Below are 17,497 nucleotides of genomic sequence, written 5' to 3'. Positions count from 1 at the left end.
TATGCATTGATCAGCGCGGGTATATTAGCCGCAATACACGCGAATGATCTTATCATCGCTATCGCCGAGGAAATTCAGACGACTCAGATTGAAGTCCATCGTGACCGCAGAGTTATACGGAATCGCGCGCACTTGCGATTCAATCTGCACGCCTTCCAGCGCTGACATCGGTTTACCGACATAGCTCTGATATTGCGCCGCACCGCAGGTGTCATTCTCTGCATCTACCGCCGGGTTGGCAGTACCCTGTTCCGGCGAGCTGCTACAAGCACTCAGCGCCAACAGCGCCGTTAACATCAACGTTTTCCCATAAAACTTCACGCGATTGCTCCTCTGTAGTTTGTCGTTCTTCAGATCTTCTGCGCCAGCGCACTCGCCGCCGCCATTGCCGCTTCACGGCTCGCCAACACCCGCTCAACGGTGTCTACCACCGCCTGCGTTTGTGGATCGATCTCAATATTCACCTTATCACCCAGGCGTTTTTTGCCCAGTGTGGTGCGCTCCAACGTTTCCGGGATCAAATGCACGCAAAACCGGTTATTCACCACCTCACCGATGGTCAGACTAATACCATCGATGCCAATGAAGCCTTTGTGCAGAACGTATTTCATCAGTTCCGCGTCCGGCATGCGCAGCCACACCTGACGATTATTCTCAGAGGTATAAATCTTGGCAACCTCTGCGGTGCAGATAATATGGCCGGACATCAGGTGGCCGCCAATTTCATCATTAAACTTGGCCGCTCTTTCGATATTGACCACGTCCCCCAACGCCAGCTCGCCGAGGTTGGTCAGGCGCAGCGTTTCTTTGATCAAATCAAAGCTGACGCGGTTGCCCTCAACCGCTGTGACGGTCAGGCAGCAGCCATTATGAGAGACCGATGCGCCAAGCTCGAGCCCAGGCAGCAGTTCAGTGGGCATGTCGATGACGTGAGTGCGGAAGTTGGATTTTTCATCAATGGCAACCAGCGGCGCGGTGCCCTGTACGATACCCGTGAACATGTGAGCCTCTTCTTTCTGAAAATGTTTAAAGCGCTTGAGGCAGTTTGCCCCAGTTGGCGAGGAAAACCAAACCTCGGGCGACAAAAAATCTGCGCCTGCGCATTTAATAACTATTTCATCACAGCATTTGCTTAACCACGCCGAGCGGGTACAATCTTTTTGACAAAATTCCGCTATTTTTAATTGTTGTCCTTTCGCGACGACCCATCCCTCCATCATAAATAAATAGAAAAGGTGTATGCGTGCAGAAGTACTTAATTGAAGCGCGTAGTTTATTGGCCCTCGCTATCCCGGTAATCATCGCGCAAATATCACAAACCGCAATGGGCGTGGTAGATACCATTATGGCCGGCGCCTACAGCGCCACGGATATGGCGGCGGTTGCCGTCGGTACCTCGATCTGGCTGCCGGCTATTCTATTCGGCCACGGCCTGCTGCTGGCGCTAACGCCGGTGATCGCACAGCTTAATGGTGCAGGCCGACGCGATCGCATTGCTCATCAGGTTCGTCAGGGCTTTTGGCTGGCGGCCATCGTCTCACTGCTGGTGATTGTCGTGCTGTATAACAGCAAGTTCGTCATCGACATGATGCACAATATCGACCCGCAGCTGGCGGATAAAGCCGTGGGGTATTTGCATGCCATCATGTGGGGTGCTCCGGGCTATCTGTTCTTCCAGGTGCTGCGTGGTCAGTGTGAAGGGCTATCGAAAACCAAACCGGGCATGGTGATTGGTTTTCTCGGCCTGCTGGTGAATATCCCGATTAACTATATCTTTATCTACGGCAAGTTCGGCATGCCAGAGTTGGGCGGCGTCGGTTGCGGCGTGGCAACCGGCAGCGTCTACTGGTTTATGTTCCTGGCGATGCGCTGGTATGTTAAACGCGCCCCGTCACAGCGCGATATTCTGCCGCATGAAGGCAGCAGCAAAGGCCCCGACTGGCCAGCAATGAAACGTCTGTTCGGCATTGGCCTGCCGGTGGCGCTGGCGCTGTTCTTTGAAGTCACGCTGTTCGCCGTCGTCGCCCTGCTGGTTTCGCCGCTGGGCATTGTTTCCGTGGCCGGGCACCAGATTGCACTTAACTTCAGCGCACTGATGTTCGTCTTGCCATTGTCACTGGGCGTCAGCGCGACTATCCGCGTCGGCTATCGGTTGGGCGAAGGCTCGGTCGAAGGGGCGCGAATTGCCGCCTACGCAGCTATTGCCGTCGGCATCGCCATGGCCTGTTGCACTGCGCTGTTTACCGCCACCTTCCGGGAACAAATCGCCCTGCTGTATAACGACAGCCCGGCGGTGGTTGCCATGGCATCGCACCTGATGTTGTTGGCGGCCATTTACCAGATATCCGATTCTATTCAGGTGATCGGCAGCGGTATTCTGCGTGGCTATAAAGATACCCGCTCGATCTTCTTCATCACCTTTGTCGCTTATTGGATCCTGGGTCTGCCGAGCGGTTATCTGCTGGCGCTGACCGACGTCGTGGTACCGGCGATGGGGCCAAGCGGATTCTGGATTGGCTTTATCATTGGCCTGACTTTCGCCGCCATCATGATGGCCATGCGCATGCGTTGGCTGCAAAAACAGCCGGCGGCGCTGATCCTGCAGCGTTCTGCCCGCTAACTGTTGTTGTCGACCGGGAAGTTAACCCGGTCGACAACTTCATCACCCTTGTTTGCAGAAAAAACCACCGCACTGCACACAAGCGCAGCAATCGCGTGAAATACCGGATAAAATTACGTTTTTCTCCTTGCCAGCACGCGGGTAGCTCGTTAATATTCGTCCCCGCTGTCAGCCATGACAGACAGGAAAAGATGCGTCCGTAGCTCAGTTGGTTAGAGCACCACCTTGACATGGTGGGGGTCGGTGGTTCGAGTCCACTCGGACGCACCAAATTCCTAACAGCAGTACAGTGCGTCCGTAGCTCAGTTGGTTAGAGCACCACCTTGACATGGTGGGGGTCGGTGGTTCGAGTCCACTCGGACGCACCAAATTTCTAAAAGCAGTGCAGTGCGTCCGTAGCTCAGTTGGTTAGAGCACCACCTTGACATGGTGGGGGTCGGTGGTTCGAGTCCACTCGGACGCACCAAATCATTGTTTCCTCAGCACCACCCTATCGACTCACACTTTCTCTACCGTTAACTCGCCAGTCCGATCCCGTAGCTTTGCTCCTGTCACCGCAAGCCGTATCAGGTATCATCAAGGCGAATATCTTATCAGGACCGATCCCATGCTGACATTTACCGCAGAGACCCCGTTTGAGAAACTCGACAACGGCCTCATCCGCCGACAAGGCGTCATGAGCAACGGTGCCCGTGCCACGGAAGTGAAGTTTGACGCCGGTACCTTTGGCCAGTTGCAAAAGCGCGATTATGCTCTGCAAACGCAAGTGGTCTCCGGTGAGTTTGAATTCACCGTAGGTAACGACAGCCAGGTGGTGGTCGCCGGTGAAACCATCGCGATCCCCGCTAACACCGCCAGCGGCTGTTTCTGTCTGACGGCTGGTACGCTGTGGGAAATCGTCACCACAAACTGACCGCGCAATACACGCATTCATAAAAAGGTTATTTGCGCAACAAACACCCGCTGCGGGTTTGCATTTGCGCCCTATTTGCTGCTGATTTGACGGAACCGAGGTTTTGCATCGGTTTTTTATTTTGTTTCCCGCCGCTTAGCCTTTATAATGCGCAACGTCTTTCAGTTGAATGGTTTCAGCCCTTGATCTGCGAAAACGCAATAACAACACATTTTCATCTCATCACGTTGCGCAGCATCCCCGCATCCCGGCGCGGGCTGAATTTTTCCGCCCCATTTCGACTCTGGTCACCTATCCTTAACTGTGTTTTGCATCACCAGGCGCGACTCAAATCCCTTATCAGTGGCCTGACCGCTGGTTTTATTCGTTTTATTATCCATCACAACTTGTAGAAAAATCCGTCATGAAAAAGACCAAAATTGTTTGTACCATCGGTCCAAAAACCGAATCGGAAGAAATGCTGACCAACCTGCTGAATGCAGGCATGAACGTAATGCGCCTTAACTTCTCCCACGGCGATTACCAAGAGCACGGCAACCGCATCAAGAACATGCGCGCCGTGATGGCGAAAACCGGTCAGAACGCCGGTATCCTGCTGGATACCAAAGGCCCGGAAATCCGCACCATGAAACTGGAAGGCGGCAAAGACGCTGCGCTGGTTGCCGGCCAGACCTTCACTTTCACCACCGATCAGAGCGTTATCGGCAACAACGAACGTGTTGCAGTAACCTACGCTGGCTTTAGCGCTGACCTGAAAATCGGTAACACCGTATTGGTAGATGACGGCCTGATCGGCATGGAAGTCACCAACGTCACCGAAAGCGAAGTGGTTTGTAAAGTGCTGAACAGCGGCGACCTGGGCGAAAACAAAGGCGTTAACCTGCCGGGTGTTTCCATTCAACTGCCTGCACTGGCTGAAAAAGACAAACGCGACCTGATTTTCGGCTGCGAACAGGGTGTGGACTTCGTTGCCGCTTCCTTCATCCGCAAGCGTTCTGACGTGCTGGAAATTCGTGAGCACCTGAAAGCCCACGGCGGCGCACAGATCCAAATCATCTCCAAAATCGAAAACCAGGAAGGTCTGAACAACTTCGACGAGATCCTCGAAGCTTCTGACGGCATCATGGTTGCTCGTGGCGATCTGGGCGTTGAAATCCCGGTAGAAGAAGTGATCTTCGCTCAGAAGATGATGATCGAAAAATGTAACCGTGCACGTAAAGTGGTGATCACCGCCACCCAAATGCTCGATTCCATGATCAAGAACCCGCGCCCTACTCGTGCAGAAGCCGGCGACGTGGCTAACGCCATTCTGGACGGTACCGACGCCGTCATGCTGTCTGGCGAGAGCGCCAAGGGCAAATACCCGCTGGAAGCCGTTACTATCATGGCGACCATCTGTGAGCGCACCGATCGCGTGATGCCAAGCCGTATCGACAGCCTGCATGACAACCGCAAGTTGCGCATCACCGAAGCCGTATGCCGTGGTGCGGTTGAAACCGCAGAGAAACTGGATGCGCCACTGATCGTGGTTGCCACCAGCGGCGGCAAGTCAGCCAAGTCTGTGCGTAAATATTTCCCTAACGCGGTGATCCTGGCGCTGACCACCAACGAAACTACCGCTCATCAGCTGATCCTGACCAAGGGCGTGATCCCACAGATGGTCAAGGAAATTGCCTCTACCGACGACTTCTATCGCATCGGAAAAGAAGCGGCACTGGCCAGTGGTTTGGCACAAAAAGGCGACGTTGTGGTGATGGTTTCTGGTGCTCTGGTACCAAGCGGCACAACCAATACTGCCTCGGTTCACGTGCTTTAATATAAAACGTGACATAATTATTTTGACAAAAACGCCGCTTAGCGGCGTTTTTTTTAACACTAGTAAACTGTTTTCTCAAAAACGCAACCGTGGATTGCTCATTATTTAGCTAATTACAAATCGGAGTTGTCCCATGGAATCCGGCTGTTTTCCCTACATTTTTTAACTATTTTTCAAAAGAAGATGCAAGTTTGAGCGAACGATCAAAATAAAGCACTCCAATCCAAAAAAATTATTCTCTTTCGAAAAAAGTTTGTGTAATACTTGTAACGCTACATGGAGATTAACTCAATCTAGAGGGTGTTATAATGAATCGTACTAAACTGGTACTGGGCGCGGTAATCCTGGCTTCCACTATGCTGGCAGGCTGTTCAAGCAATGCTAAAATCGATCAACTGTCTTCTGACGTTCAGACTCTGAACGCTAAAGTTGACCAGCTGAGCAACGACGTGAACGCAATCCGTTCTGACGTTCAAGCAGCTAAAGACGACGCAGCACGTGCTAACCAGCGCCTGGACAACCAAGCACACGCTTACAAAAAGTAAGTTTGCTTCGGTTAATGAAAACGGCGCACACTGTGCGCCGTTTTTTTTGTCTGCAAATCCCCCCTACTTCTCCCCCTTGCCACCAGGCGAAAAAAAAGGGCTCAGCACGCTGAACCCCTCAGAATTACCCATTACGACCGTTTTTAATTCACCGAGCTGATAGGTGCGCTCTTGAATAGGCCTTTATTCGCTTCCTGCGGGGCTACAGGCGTTAAACTGACTTCAGACGGGCTCTGCCCCAGGTTAACCAGCACCGGCATGCCAGAGCGGCGTACAACCGCACTGTCGAACACCGCCTTATCGGTCTGCGCATCACCCACAAAAGCTTTCTCGGCTTTCGACAAGGTGATCGGCATGGTCTGCGGATCGTCACTCTCCACTCTAGACAGTGGCTGATGCACCTCTACGTAGCGCTTACCGTCCGGCTCAACAGAGATTTTTACCGGATCGTTAATCACCTGCACGCGAGTCCCGCGCGGTACCATATTGAACAGTGCCTCGATATCCGTTGGACGCAGGCGGATACAGCCGGAACTGACGCGCATACCGATACCAAAGTTGGCGTTAGTACCGTGGATCAGATATTCACCGTGCCCCATGGCCAGACGCATGGCGAACAGGCCCATTGGGTTTTCAGGACCGGCCGGCACCACCCCTGGCAGTTTCACCCCTTTTTCCAGGTAGCGTTTACGGATATTGGCCGTTGGCGTCCAGGTCGGGTTCGGGATTTTTTGGCTGACGGAAGTGACCTGCAGCGGAGTGTGCATCCCGGTCTGGCCGATACCGATAGGATAAACGATCACCTTGTTCTCGCCTTTCGGGTAATAGTACAGGCGCAGTTCAGCCAGGTTGACCACGATACCTTCACGCTTGGTGTCCGGCAGCAGCATTTGGGTCGGAATAGTTAATACCGAACCTGGCTTGGGCAGGAACGGGTCTGTGCCAGGGTTGGCTTCAAGCATGCCCAACAGACCGATTTGATAGTCGGCGGCAATGGCCTCCAGCGGACGCCCATCGTTTGGAACGGTATGGGTGGTATTCTCGCCAATCAGACGGCTGTCCGGCGGCGGCAGCGGATATTCGCTCGCACTGGCGGCTTGGGTGCCAGTCAGTACGGTGGCAAATAGCATGCCCATTAAACTCAACGCACGTTTCATTATCATCCCTATTATGCTTATTACGGTTCGGCCACAAGGCTAACGGGCACTTGGCGGCGGGTAAATCAGACAAGACCTGATTAATACTAGCAATGCTGACGTTAAAGGCAATAAGTCCTCTAAAAATCAACATGTTATAACGTAATCGCTTTATAGATTTGTCAATGCAACGTCAAGGGGTAAGCTGCTGATATGTCACTGATTTGCAGAGCGGATGGCGAGGCCTGCCGGGCTTTGTAAAGACTCATTGACACAGCCAATACCAGCACCGTATCAATGAGTCATACCACTATGTCAGAGCTTGGCAGCCTGACTGCGGATAGCGCGGATCATCGCCTCTAACCCTTGCGAACGCGAAGGCGTCAGGTGTTGGCTCAACGCCAATTCGGCAAAGAAGGGACGAACATCCAATTCGATAATCTGCTGTGGCGTCATTTGGTGATAAAGAATAAACACCACGGCCAGCAGTCCTTTGACGATCGCCGCATCGCTGTCGCCGTGAAACTCGACCTGCCCTTGCTCGTCCAGTCGCATCACAATCCACACCTGGCTCTGACAGCCGGAAATCAGATTGCCCGCCTGGCGTTCGCTATCGTCAAGCGCCGGCAGCTTGGCGCCCAGTTCGATGACATACAGATACTTGTCTTCCCAGTTCAGGCAACGGGAGAAATTACGTACTAACTTTTCTTTGTCCGGCAAGTTCGCCATGAGGATCCTTTCAATCATTCAGGGGCCGGCATGCCGACCCCATATCACTGACTACAGGTATTTATTCACCCGGAGGGATTAACCCCCAGTCTTATCCCAGCAGTTTTTGGATGCGCTGCAACCCGGCCACCAGCCGGTCTACTTCATCGCGCGTGTTATATAACGCCAATGAAGCGCGGCACATGCTCGGCACATTATAGAACGCCATCAGCGGCATCGCGCAATGGTGGCCGGTGCGAATAGCAATGCCGTACTGATCCAGGAAACTGCCGACATCATACGCGTGGTGCTCACCCAGGTTAAAGGCGATCACGCCCGCGCGCTCGGTCGGACCGTAGATTTTAAGCCGGGGTACCTGTTGCAACGCTTCCAGCGCGTAATGCATCAGTGACTGCTCGTAATCACCAATCGCCTCCAGCCCCAGCGCATTCACATAGTCGATTGCTGCCCCCAACCCCATCATACCGGCAGTGTTGGGCGACCCCGCCTCAAAGCGCCATGGCGGCGCGGCGTAGGTGGTGCCGTGAGTCAGGCTGACCTGTTGGATCATCGAGCCGCCCCCTTCCCAGGGTGGCATTTGCTGCAACAGCGCCTGACGACCGTAAAGAATACCGATGCCGGAAGGCCCATACAGCTTATGACCGGAGAACACGTAGAAATCGCAATCCAGCGCCTGAACATCCACCCGCTGGTGCATTACCGCCTGGGCGCCGTCGATCAGCACTTTCAGACCGGCGGCTTTCGCCTGCGCCGTAATTTCCTGCACCGGGTTCACCGTGCCCAGCACGTTGGATACCTGGGTCAGGGCCAGCAGTTTGGTGGACGAGTCGATCAGCCCAGGCAACTGGGCCAAATCCAGTGTACCGTCTGGCTGTAGCGGCCAGACGCGCAGGTTCAGCCCGCGTTCCTGCGCCAGCATCTGCCAGGGCACGATATTGGCATGGTGCTCCATCTCGGTGATGATAATGCTGTCACCGGGCTGCAGGAAATGGCGGCCAAAACTGTTGGCCACCAGGTTGATGCCTTCGGTGGTGCCCTTGACGAACACAATCTCTTCGGCCGAACCGGCATTGATAAACGCCGCTACCTTTTCACGCACCGCTTCCATTTCCTGCGTCGCTTCGGCGCTCAGGGTGTGGATGCCACGGTGTACCGCCGCGTAGCCATGACGGTAAAAGTCCAGCTCGCGATCGATAACTGCCTGCGGTTTCTGCGCGCTGGCAGCACTGTCGAGGTATGCCAGCGGCTGGCTATTGACCTCACGCGCCAACAGCGGAAAGTCACTGCGTACCCGTTCAATCGGAAAACTCATGCTGCCTCCCCCGGCAGGCGCCTTGCAATACGCGCCAGCACCGATTCGCGGATGGTCTCGTTGCCGATGCCCTCGGTCAGTTCAGCGGCAAAGGCAAAGATAATCATCTGCTGCGCCGCATGCTTGTCGATGCCACGCGATTGCAGATAAAACAGCTGCTCTTCATCAATGCGCCCAACGGTAGCGCCGTGGCTGCACTTCACGTCATCGGCGTAGATTTCCAGTTGTGGCTTGGTGTCCACTTCCGCCACCTTGCCCAACAGCAGGTTGTGGTTGGTCATCTGGCCATCGGTTTTAATCGCGTGTTTGGCCACCTTGATCATGCCGTTAAACACCGCTTTGGCGCGATCGCTAACCACCACTTTGTGCAGTTGACGGCTCTCGCAGTAACCCTTGTTATGCTCCAGGTAAGTGCGGGTATCGCAGATTTCTTTTCCGACCGGCAGCACCAGGCTGTTGATCGTCAGGTTGGAGCCTTCACCGTTGAGCTGCGCGCTGGTGTTATGTCGCGTCAGCCCCGCGCCAAGCAGGAAGCTGTCGCTCTTGACCCGCGCATCGCGGCCAATCACCAGATCGTTATGGGCGAAGTGGTAACTCGGCTGACTTTCAAACGCCAGTTTGCAGTGATGCAGTTGAGCATTGTCGCCCACGTTGGCGGTCAGGCGTGCCCCGGTGAAATGTGCGGCATCGTTCAGGCTGACATAATGTTCGATCACCTCAGCCTGGGCATTGCGCGCAATTTCAAGGTGATGACGGTGATGAACAGTATTCACTTCACCTTCAGCACCGCGTCCACTGCTGATATGCAGCAGATACAACGGCCGCTGCGCAATCTTGCCGGCCGCAACGCGGATAAAGCTGGTTTCTTGCGCCAGACTCTCAGTCAGATGCAGGAAGATTTCGGCCTGGATCGGTTCCGGCAGCGCCTGTAGCGTCCCGTAAGGCGCCACGTCAAACTGGTAATCGCCCAGTTCGCTGTCACTCAACGCCGCGCAGAAGCGTCCGTCGATAAACACCAACCGGTAAGCGTCAATATCCAGCGCCAGTGCATCCCGCTGAGCGGCCGTGACCGGCTCCGGCTGCGGTTCCAGGAACTGTTGTTCCAGCAAGCCTTCCAACGGGGTGTATTTCCAGTTTTCATGCTTGCGGGTCGGCCAGCCCAGGCGTAAAGCCTGTTGCCAGTGAGCCAGCGCATGGGCGGAATGCTCACCGCCGCGGGCTTCAAACAGGCTGTAAAGCTGCTGCAGCGCGCGTGAATTATTGTTCGTCGGTAAGCCAGCCATAGCCCTGCTCCTCCAACTGTTTCACCAGGGAGAAATCGCCGGATTTAACGATGCGGCCCTGGGAAAGAACATGGACGTAATCCGGTTTGATGTAATCCAGGATACGCTGGTAGTGCGTGACGATAATGAACGAGCGCTTGCCGTCCCGCAGTGAGTTAACCCCATTGGCGACGATCTTCAGCGCATCGATATCCAGACCGGAGTCGGTTTCATCCAGAATGCACAGGTCCGGCTCCAGCGCGGCCATCTGCAGGATGTCATTGCGCTTTTTTTCACCGCCGGAGAAGCCAACGTTAACCGAACGGGTCAGCAGATCGGGCGGCATGTTCAGCAGTTCAATTTTCTCTTCGATAAAATCAGCGAAATCGAAGCGATCAAGCGGTTCTTGCTCACGGTATTTACGTACCGCGTTGACCGAGGTCTGCAGGAAGAAATGGTTGCTGACGCCGGGGATCTCCACCGGATACTGGAACGCCAGGAACACCCCTTCACCGGCACGATCTTCCGGGGCCAGTTCGAGCAGGTCCTTGCCTTTGAAGGTGACTTCGCCCGCGGTCACTTCGTACTCTTCGCGCCCGGCCAGGGTGGCTGAAAGCGTGCTCTTGCCCGAGCCGTTCGGCCCCATGATGGCATGCACTTCACCCGGTTTGATCTCCAGATCCAGGCCCTTGAGGATCTCGTTGCCTTCCGCGCTGACTTTTAAATTCTTGATACTTAACATGCAGTGTCCTTAGGTCGCGCTGTCGCGCTGTAAATCCGGCATTTAGCCCACGCTGTGTTCCAGGCTGATGGCTAATAACTTCTGTGCCTCAACGGCGAACTCCAGCGGCAGCTCTGAGAACACGTCCTTACAGAATCCGTTGACGATCATCGAAATGGCATTGTCTTCACTGATGCCGCGCTGCAGACAATAAAACAGCTGGTCATCACCAATTTTTGAGGTGGTAGCCTCGTGTTCCAGCTGCGCGCTGTTGTTACGCGCTTCAACATACGGGAAGGTGTGGGCGCCGCTATCCGGCCCAATCAGCATCGAGTCACACTGCGTAAAGTTACGCGCGTTTTCCGCCCCAGGCAGGATCTTCACCAGACCGCGGTAGGTATTCTCACTGTGCCCGGCAGAAATGCCTTTGGCGATGATGGTCGAACGGGTGTTCTTGCCGATGTGGATCATCTTGGTGCCGGTGTCCGCCTGCTGATGACCACTGGTCAGCGCCACCGAGAAGAACTCACCGATAGAGTTGTCGCCCTGCAGGATCACACTCGGGTATTTCCAGGTGATCGCCGAGCCGGTTTCCGACTGGGTCCAGGACATTTTCGAGCCCGCGCCTTCACACAGCGCACGCTTGGTAACAAAGTTGAGGATACCGCCCTTGCTGTCGCCGCCGGAGAACCAGTTCTGCACCGTCGAATATTTCACTTCGGCGTCTTTGTGCAGGATCACTTCCACCACCGCCGCATGCAGCTGATAGCTGTCGCGCACCGGGGCCGAGCAGCCTTCGATGTAGCTGACATAGCTGCCTTCATCGGCGATCAGAATAGTGCGCTCGAACTGGCCGGTTTTGGCGGCGTTGATGCGGAAATAGGTCGACAGCTCCATCGGACAGCGCACGCCCTTCGGCACGTAGACGAAGGTCCCGTCGGAGGCCACCGCCGCATTCAATGCAGCAAAGAAGTTGTCGTTAGAAGGCACCACGCGGCCGAGGTATTTACGCACCAGATCCGGGTATTCATGGATCGCTTCACCGAACGAGCAGAAAATCACCCCGCTCTCCGCCAGCTTTTCCCGGTAAGTGGTCGACACCGAGACCGAGTCAAAGATGGCGTCTACCGCCACTTCGCTGCCTTCACGCACCGGGACGCCGAGCTGGTTAAACGCCAGTTCAACCTCGCTGGTCAGGTAGTTGTTGTCCGTCGGTGCACCAGGTTGCTGTTCTGCGCCGGGCTGTGAGCCGCAGGCGTCATCGCAGCTGCCGCAGGACGGCGCCGAGTAATAGCTGTAATCCTGATAGTTCAGGCGGTCGTAGTTCGCTTTCAGCCAGTGCGGCTCTTCCATTTGCAGCCAGGCACGGTAGGCCTCGAGGCGGAACTCCAGCATCCACTCAGGTTCATTACGCTTGGCCGAGATAGCGCGCACCACGTCTTCGTTGATGCCCATCGCTAACTCATCGGTAGCCAACTGGGTAAAAAAACCTTCTTTGTAGCGACCTTCGCTGACCCAAGCCTGCACTTCATTAGGCATTTCTACATTGCTTCGTGTCATGTTGATTGCATCGCTCAAACGCCAAAACTCTCGCCGCACCCGCAGGCATGCTGAGCTTTAGGGTTATTAAATTTGAAGATCTGATTCAGCCCTTCACGGACAAAATCCACCGTGGTGCCATCGATAAACGGCATGGCTTTCAACGGCACATACAGCCTGGCGCCATCGCGCTCAAACAGCAGGTCGTCGTCGGCAGGCGCACGGGTGAGATCCAACACATAGGCAAACCCGGCGCAGCCTGATTGCTTCACCCCGAGTTGCAGCCCTTTCACCTGTGGATCCTGCTGCATTAATTTACTGATTTGTTGTACGGCATTGTCACTGAGCAAAATGCCTTGCCAGACATTTTCGTCCAGAGAAAAAGTGCCGACATTTTCCGTTTGCATATGGCCTACCTCACACTCGTGTTTTACCACAGCCAATCTGGGTTGCTACTATGTTAGTGATAACGATTATCACTTCAACCGTTTGTTTTACAGGGGTATCCGCGAAAAGCCCGGATTTTCACTTCGGCATGCGGCAAGCGCGCGGGACAGTCAGCGCGTCAGACGCTGCCGGTCGGAAATGGAATCATTTTATCCTTATGAATTTACTGCACATCCTGTATCACCATTACGCTTGCCCATTGGCTCGAACGCTTTACAGGGCCGGACTTTTTCTGTCGATTTAAACATTCATAGAAAATACCTATTTCTGCATTTTGTCTGTCTTAAAAATGCGTTTATCGGCAATAAGGCGCATTTCACGCCATTCCGCTCACCCGACTGAGCCAACAGAAACGGCAACCTCTGATTAAAGTTTAGTCGTTACTGGCTATATTGGGTTGTCCCTGCCCCAATCCATCCCCTGCCGGCAATAAATATTTCAACAGAATGATTGATCACCAACGCGTCAATAAATATGATAATGATTATCATTCAATTCACATTGAGCGCGGGTAAATGAATATCTCGATGAATGCGTGGCTGCTGGGCAAAATTGATGACTACAAATTCAGCGTGCGCGACGCCACGGTAGATTTCTACATGGCGGAAGCATCGCTTCGACGGCCGGAGTGCAACGTCAATCACCTGAAACGCTATAACAACGTCAGCCTGAACATGGCTAACCTGTGTCTGGAGAATGGCGATGATGAAAGCTACCTGCATGCGCTGAGCAAACTGCATAATCGGCTGATCGTGGAAATCAATAATCCACAGCGCTGCCAGTTGTTCCGGGTTCAGAGCTATCATTTTGCCCGCCATACCCTGACCTTGATTTGTCAGAAATATGCGATGGAAGGCACCTGGGAGAAGGCCAATGCCTTCCAGAAGGACTTCGTCAAGCGGGTGCCTTTTCAGCTGTAACCCGGTTGAACGACAAAAATACCCGCAGACAGAGCTGCCTGCGGGGTAAAACGCTTAATCGATGACGGCGGTAGTCAGGCGTGAGGTGCAGCACAGACGATCGCGTGAATCGAAGATTTCGATCTGCCAAACCTGATGACGGCGGCCAATATGCAGCGCACGACACACGCCGCGGACTTCGCCTTCAAATGCGGCTCGCAAATGGTTGGCGTTGATTTCCAACCCCACCACTTTCTGCTCGCCTTCACAGCACAGGTAACCGGCCATTGATCCCATCGACTCCGCCAGCACAACCGATGCCCCGCCGTGCAGCAGGCCAAACGGCTGCCGGGTGCGCTGGTCGACCGGCATGGTCGCCTCGAGGTAATCTTCTTCCAGCCGGGTAAAGCGGATCCCGACATGGCTGACCATGCAGCCTTCACCGGCCTGGTTTAATTGTTCCAGCGTTGTTTCTCTTTTCCACAGTTTCACTCAATCATCTCCAGAAGTGCCTGTAATGGGTGTCGTACACCGTTACCCTCAATGCGTTTGACCTGGCTGCGGCAGGAATAGCCGGTTGCCAGGCAACGTTGCCGCGGCAAACGTTGCAGCGCCTGGTGCCATGATAGCTCATAAATGCCGAGCGAATTCTGCAGGTTCTTCACTTCATGGCCGTAAGTCCCCGCCATGCCGCAGCAACCGACGCTGACATTTTCCAGCCTGGCGCCAAAGCGTGCAAAGATCGACGTCCAATGTTGGCCGCTGGTCGGCAACGCCGTGGTCTCGGTACAGTGGCCAAACAGGTACCAGGCTTCACCGGTCGCCGGCTGTTCCGCACGCTCGGCCAGCAGTTGCTGCAACCATTCGTGTACCAACTGCACCTGGAAGTCGCCACGAGTTTCCCCGAGGATCTCGTTATATTCATCGCGGTAACACAGCACCAGGGCGGGATCGACCCCCACCAGCGGCATGCCGAGCTTGGCCACCCGGTTGAGAAAATCGGCGGTCTTGCGCGCAGTACGGGCAAAACGCGTCAGGAAGCCTTTGATATGCTGCGCCTTGCCGTTGGGTGAGAACGGCAGCAGCACCGGGCGGTAACCTAACTTTTCCACCAGCCGTACAAAGTCCGCCACCACTTTGGCATCGTAATAGCTGGTAAAGGGATCCTGCACGATCAACACATGCTGTTCACGCTGTTCCGAGCTCAACGCTTCCAGCTGTTCCAGCGTCATGGTTAACGCGCCGTGACCGGAAAGCTGTTGGCGCAACGTCGGGCTGGAGAGCATCGGCAAATCGACCATGCCGATACTGCTGCGGCTCAGTTCACGCACCCAGGGCTGGCGGAAGAAGAAGTTGAACACCTTCGGCGCTTTCGCCATCAGCGGGGTGTAACTCTCCACGCCGGCGACCATATAGTCACGCGCCGGCCGCAGATAGCGGGTGTGGTAAAGCTGCAGGAAACGTGAACGGAAGCCCGGCACGTCAATTTTAATCGGACACTGGGTGGAGCAGGCTTTACAGGCCAGGCAGCCGGACATCGCCTCTTTCACCTCGTGCGAGAAATCATATTCGCCTTTACCGGCATACCAGCTATTGCGGGTTTTCTCGATCAGGGTACGGAAGCTGAGGCGCTGCTGCGGCAATTGCTTTTCCAGCACCAGCGGATCGACGCCCTGCTCGGACAGCAGGCGCAGCCATTCACGCACCAGCGCCGCCCGGCCTTTTGGCGAGTGAATGCGGTTGCCGGTGATCTTCATCGACGGGCACATTGGGCTGCGCACATCAAAATTGAAGCACAAGCCGTTGCCGTTACATTCCATGGCTCCGCGGAACGAGGTGCGCACTTCGACCGGGATCCGACGATCGAGCGTACCGCGTTTGGCGGCGTCCACTTTCATCATCGGCGCATCGACGCCTAACGGCGGGCAGATTTTACCGGGGTTGAGCCGGTTGTTCGGATCGAACACCGCCTTGATACGGCGCAGTTCCTGGTACAGTTGCTCACCGAAGAACTCCGGGCTGTATTCGGCGCGGAACCCTTTGCCATGTTCCCCCCACAGCAAGCCGCCATACTTGGCGGTCAGCGCCACCACCTGGTCAGAAAGCTGCTTCATCAGCACTTCCTGTTGGGGATCGCACATATCGAGCGCCGGACGCACGTGCAAGACGCCGGCATCCACATGGCCAAACATGCCGTAGCTGAGGTTATGGCTGTCCAGCAGTTGGCGGAACTCGACAATGTAATCAGCCAGATGCTGCGGCGGCACGCAGGTATCTTCAGCAAACGGGATCGGTTTGGCACGCCCTTTGGCATTACCCAATAACCCGACCGCTTTTTTACGCATGTTATAAATTCTTTCGATGCCGACCAGATCGCCACAGATCTGATAGCCGATCACCCCACCCTGTTGCCCGGAGATCAACTCATCCAGCCGCAGACACAGGCTCTCCATCTGTTGGTCGATCAGTTCCTTGTCATCGCCGGCAAACTCGACGATGTTCAGACCCAGCATCTCTTTATCCGGCACGTTGGTGATCAGTTCATTGACCGAATGCCAGACGATGTCTTCACGCGCCAGGTTCAATACCTTGGAGTCAATGGTCTCGACCGACAGTGCCTTGGCTTCCACCATAAAGGGGGCGTTGCGCAGGGCGGAATCAAAGGAGTCGTATTTGACATTCACCAGTCGGCGCACCTTCGGCAGCGGCGTGATATCCAGCCGCGCTTCGGTGATAAACGCCAGCGTCCCTTCGGCGCCGGTCAAAATGCGCGTCAGATCGAAGGTTTGCATATCATCGCTGAACACATGGCGCAGATCGTAGCCAGTCAGGAAGCGATTAAGCTTGGGGAATTTTTCCAGGATCAACCCGCGCTGATCGCGACAGCTGTTGAGCACCTGGTTATAGATACGCCCTTCAACGGTCTCTTCGCAGGCAATCGTTTCCGCCAGCGGTGTCGGCATGGCGCGGGTGTCAATCATATCGCCGCCCAGCAGCACCGCCCGCAGGCCCAACACGTGATCCGAGGTTTTGCCGTACACCAGCGAACCCTGACCGGAGGCGTCGGTGTTGATCATACCGCCAAGCGTGGCGCGGTTACTGGTGGACAGTTCCGGCGAGAAGAAATAACCGAACGGCCGCAGATACTGGTTTAGCTGGTCCTTGATCACCCCGGCCTCAACCTTGACCCAGCCCTGCTCGACGTTGATTTCAAGAATGCGGTTCATGTGGCGCGACATATCCACCACGATACCGGTATTGAGCGACTGACCGTTGGTGCCGGTACCGCCGCCGCGCGGGCTGAAGGTCAGCGCAGTGAAACGCTCTTCGGCTGCCAGGCGAGCTATCAGCGCCACATCGGCGGTGGAACGGGGAAACACTACCGCGTCAGGCAGCAACTGATAGATACTGTTGTCGGTGGCCATCGTCAGCCGGTCGGCGTAGCTGGTGGCGATATCACCGTTGAATCCGTTTTGCTTTAACGCTTCCAAAAAGTCGAGCACCCGTTGAACGAGGCCGGGTGCCTGAGAAATTTGTGGGATCATTCGATTTTTGACC

The 17,497-nt window shown here is 55.0% G+C and carries 16 protein-coding genes and 3 tRNA genes; 8 read left to right on the top strand and 11 right to left on the bottom strand.

Annotated features, from left to right (window positions below; all coding sequences use genetic code 11):
• Positions 1-24 precede the first annotated feature (24 nt).
• Positions 25-321 (bottom strand): I78 family peptidase inhibitor, encoded by a 297-nt coding sequence (locus QOT07_RS11185; RefSeq protein ID WP_283603122.1) that lies wholly within the window; start codon positions 319-321, stop codon positions 25-27.
• 29 nt (positions 322-350) lie between these two features.
• Positions 351-1,001: a riboflavin synthase subunit alpha gene (locus tag QOT07_RS11180; RefSeq protein WP_099065640.1), complete on the bottom strand. Its 651-nt coding sequence runs from the start codon at positions 999-1,001 to the stop codon at positions 351-353.
• A gap of 242 nt (positions 1,002-1,243) precedes the next feature.
• Here QOT07_RS11180 and QOT07_RS11175 point away from each other — a divergent pair, with 242 nt between their 5' ends.
• The 7 genes from QOT07_RS11175 to QOT07_RS11145 all read left to right on the top strand — a co-directional run bounded on the left by QOT07_RS11175 (position 1,244) and on the right by QOT07_RS11145 (position 5,894).
• Complete coding sequence (locus QOT07_RS11175) at positions 1,244-2,620, top strand: MATE family efflux transporter (RefSeq protein WP_207977097.1); 1,377 nt, start codon at positions 1,244-1,246, stop codon at positions 2,618-2,620.
• A gap of 193 nt (positions 2,621-2,813) precedes the next feature.
• A tRNA-Val gene (locus tag QOT07_RS11170) sits at positions 2,814-2,890 on the top strand.
• Positions 2,891-2,911: 21 nt separating this feature from the next.
• A tRNA-Val gene (locus QOT07_RS11165) sits at positions 2,912-2,988 on the top strand.
• 21 nt (positions 2,989-3,009) lie between these two features.
• A tRNA-Val gene (locus QOT07_RS11160) sits at positions 3,010-3,086 on the top strand.
• Between the two features lie 141 nt (positions 3,087-3,227).
• Positions 3,228-3,533 carry a cupin domain-containing protein gene (locus QOT07_RS11155; protein ID WP_099065638.1) on the top strand — a complete coding sequence of 102 codons (306 nt, stop codon included), beginning with the start codon at positions 3,228-3,230 and terminating at the stop codon, positions 3,531-3,533.
• 403 nt (positions 3,534-3,936) lie between these two features.
• Positions 3,937-5,349 carry a pyruvate kinase PykF gene (gene pykF, locus QOT07_RS11150; protein WP_207977099.1) on the top strand — a complete coding sequence of 471 codons (1,413 nt, stop codon included), beginning with the start codon at positions 3,937-3,939 and terminating at the stop codon, positions 5,347-5,349.
• A gap of 308 nt (positions 5,350-5,657) precedes the next feature.
• Complete coding sequence (locus QOT07_RS11145; RefSeq protein WP_005165631.1) at positions 5,658-5,894, top strand: major outer membrane lipoprotein; 237 nt, start codon at positions 5,658-5,660, stop codon at positions 5,892-5,894.
• A gap of 143 nt (positions 5,895-6,037) precedes the next feature.
• Here QOT07_RS11145 and QOT07_RS11140 read toward each other — a convergent pair whose 3' ends face one another.
• From QOT07_RS11140 to sufA, 7 genes are all read right to left on the bottom strand, one after another.
• Complete coding sequence (locus QOT07_RS11140) at positions 6,038-7,051, bottom strand: L,D-transpeptidase family protein (protein ID WP_099065637.1); 1,014 nt, start codon at positions 7,049-7,051, stop codon at positions 6,038-6,040.
• A 294-nt stretch (positions 7,052-7,345) separates the two neighbouring features.
• On the bottom strand, positions 7,346-7,759 hold the full coding sequence (gene sufE, locus QOT07_RS11135; RefSeq protein ID WP_099065636.1) for a cysteine desulfuration protein SufE: 414 nt from the start codon (positions 7,757-7,759) through the stop codon (positions 7,346-7,348).
• A 91-nt stretch (positions 7,760-7,850) separates the two neighbouring features.
• Entirely contained in the window at positions 7,851-9,071 is a 1,221-nt protein-coding gene (sufS, locus tag QOT07_RS11130) for a cysteine desulfurase SufS (RefSeq protein ID WP_283603110.1), read from the bottom strand.
• Positions 9,068-10,354 (bottom strand): Fe-S cluster assembly protein SufD, encoded by a 1,287-nt coding sequence (gene sufD / locus QOT07_RS11125; RefSeq protein ID WP_283603109.1) that lies wholly within the window; start codon positions 10,352-10,354, stop codon positions 9,068-9,070. Before sufD ends, sufS begins: the two co-directional genes overlap by 4 nt.
• The gene (sufC, locus tag QOT07_RS11120; protein WP_099065633.1) at positions 10,329-11,075 is read right to left on the bottom strand and encodes a Fe-S cluster assembly ATPase SufC; all 747 of its coding nucleotides are present in this window, start codon (positions 11,073-11,075) and stop codon (positions 10,329-10,331) included. Before sufC ends, sufD begins: the two co-directional genes overlap by 26 nt.
• Before the next feature lie 42 nt (positions 11,076-11,117).
• Positions 11,118-12,614 (bottom strand): Fe-S cluster assembly protein SufB, encoded by a 1,497-nt coding sequence (gene sufB / locus QOT07_RS11115; RefSeq protein ID WP_085116564.1) that lies wholly within the window; start codon positions 12,612-12,614, stop codon positions 11,118-11,120.
• A 14-nt stretch (positions 12,615-12,628) separates the two neighbouring features.
• Positions 12,629-13,000, bottom strand: a complete 372-nt coding sequence (gene sufA, locus QOT07_RS11110) for a Fe-S cluster assembly scaffold SufA (RefSeq protein ID WP_085116563.1) — start codon at positions 12,998-13,000, stop codon at positions 12,629-12,631.
• Between the two features lie 555 nt (positions 13,001-13,555).
• On the opposite strand from sufA, the gene QOT07_RS11105 reads away from it, so the two are divergent.
• Entirely contained in the window at positions 13,556-13,960 is a 405-nt protein-coding gene (locus tag QOT07_RS11105; RefSeq protein WP_085116573.1) for a hypothetical protein, read from the top strand.
• 54 nt (positions 13,961-14,014) lie between these two features.
• Here the strand turns inward: QOT07_RS11105 and menI are convergent, their stop codons facing one another.
• Positions 14,015-14,431, bottom strand: a complete 417-nt coding sequence (gene menI, locus QOT07_RS11100; protein WP_085116562.1) for a 1,4-dihydroxy-2-naphthoyl-CoA hydrolase — start codon at positions 14,429-14,431, stop codon at positions 14,015-14,017.
• The gene (gene ydiJ, locus QOT07_RS11095) at positions 14,428-17,484 is read right to left on the bottom strand and encodes a D-2-hydroxyglutarate dehydrogenase YdiJ (RefSeq protein ID WP_099065632.1); all 3,057 of its coding nucleotides are present in this window, start codon (positions 17,482-17,484) and stop codon (positions 14,428-14,430) included. Before ydiJ ends, menI begins: the two co-directional genes overlap by 4 nt.
• Positions 17,485-17,497: the final 13 nt, after the last annotated feature.

The organism is Serratia proteamaculans (assembly GCF_949794035.1).
Taxonomy (GTDB): domain Bacteria; phylum Pseudomonadota; class Gammaproteobacteria; order Enterobacterales; family Enterobacteriaceae; genus Serratia; species Serratia proteamaculans.
Note: the sequence above shows the minus strand (reverse complement) of the source record. Positions and strands in the feature narration are given on the sequence as shown.

Coding starts and splice junctions, on each gene's coding strand:
- QOT07_RS11180 (WP_099065640.1), bottom strand. CDS start 1,001: ATGTTCACGGGTATCGTACAGGGCACCGCGCCGCTGGTTGCCATTGAT.
- QOT07_RS11155 (WP_099065638.1), top strand. CDS start 3,228: ATGCTGACATTTACCGCAGAGACCCCGTTTGAGAAACTCGACAACGGC.
- pykF (WP_207977099.1), top strand. CDS start 3,937: ATGAAAAAGACCAAAATTGTTTGTACCATCGGTCCAAAAACCGAATCG.
- QOT07_RS11145 (WP_005165631.1), top strand. CDS start 5,658: ATGAATCGTACTAAACTGGTACTGGGCGCGGTAATCCTGGCTTCCACT.
- QOT07_RS11140 (WP_099065637.1), bottom strand. CDS start 7,051: ATGAAACGTGCGTTGAGTTTAATGGGCATGCTATTTGCCACCGTACTG.
- sufE (WP_099065636.1), bottom strand. CDS start 7,759: ATGGCGAACTTGCCGGACAAAGAAAAGTTAGTACGTAATTTCTCCCGT.
- sufS (WP_283603110.1), bottom strand. CDS start 9,071: ATGAGTTTTCCGATTGAACGGGTACGCAGTGACTTTCCGCTGTTGGCG.
- sufD (WP_283603109.1), bottom strand. CDS start 10,354: ATGGCTGGCTTACCGACGAACAATAATTCACGCGCGCTGCAGCAGCTT.
- sufC (WP_099065633.1), bottom strand. CDS start 11,075: ATGTTAAGTATCAAGAATTTAAAAGTCAGCGCGGAAGGCAACGAGATC.
- sufB (WP_085116564.1), bottom strand. CDS start 12,614: ATGACACGAAGCAATGTAGAAATGCCTAATGAAGTGCAGGCTTGGGTC.
- sufA (WP_085116563.1), bottom strand. CDS start 13,000: ATGCAAACGGAAAATGTCGGCACTTTTTCTCTGGACGAAAATGTCTGG.
- QOT07_RS11105 (WP_085116573.1), top strand. CDS start 13,556: ATGAATATCTCGATGAATGCGTGGCTGCTGGGCAAAATTGATGACTAC.
- ydiJ (WP_099065632.1), bottom strand. CDS start 17,484: ATGATCCCACAAATTTCTCAGGCACCCGGCCTCGTTCAACGGGTGCTC.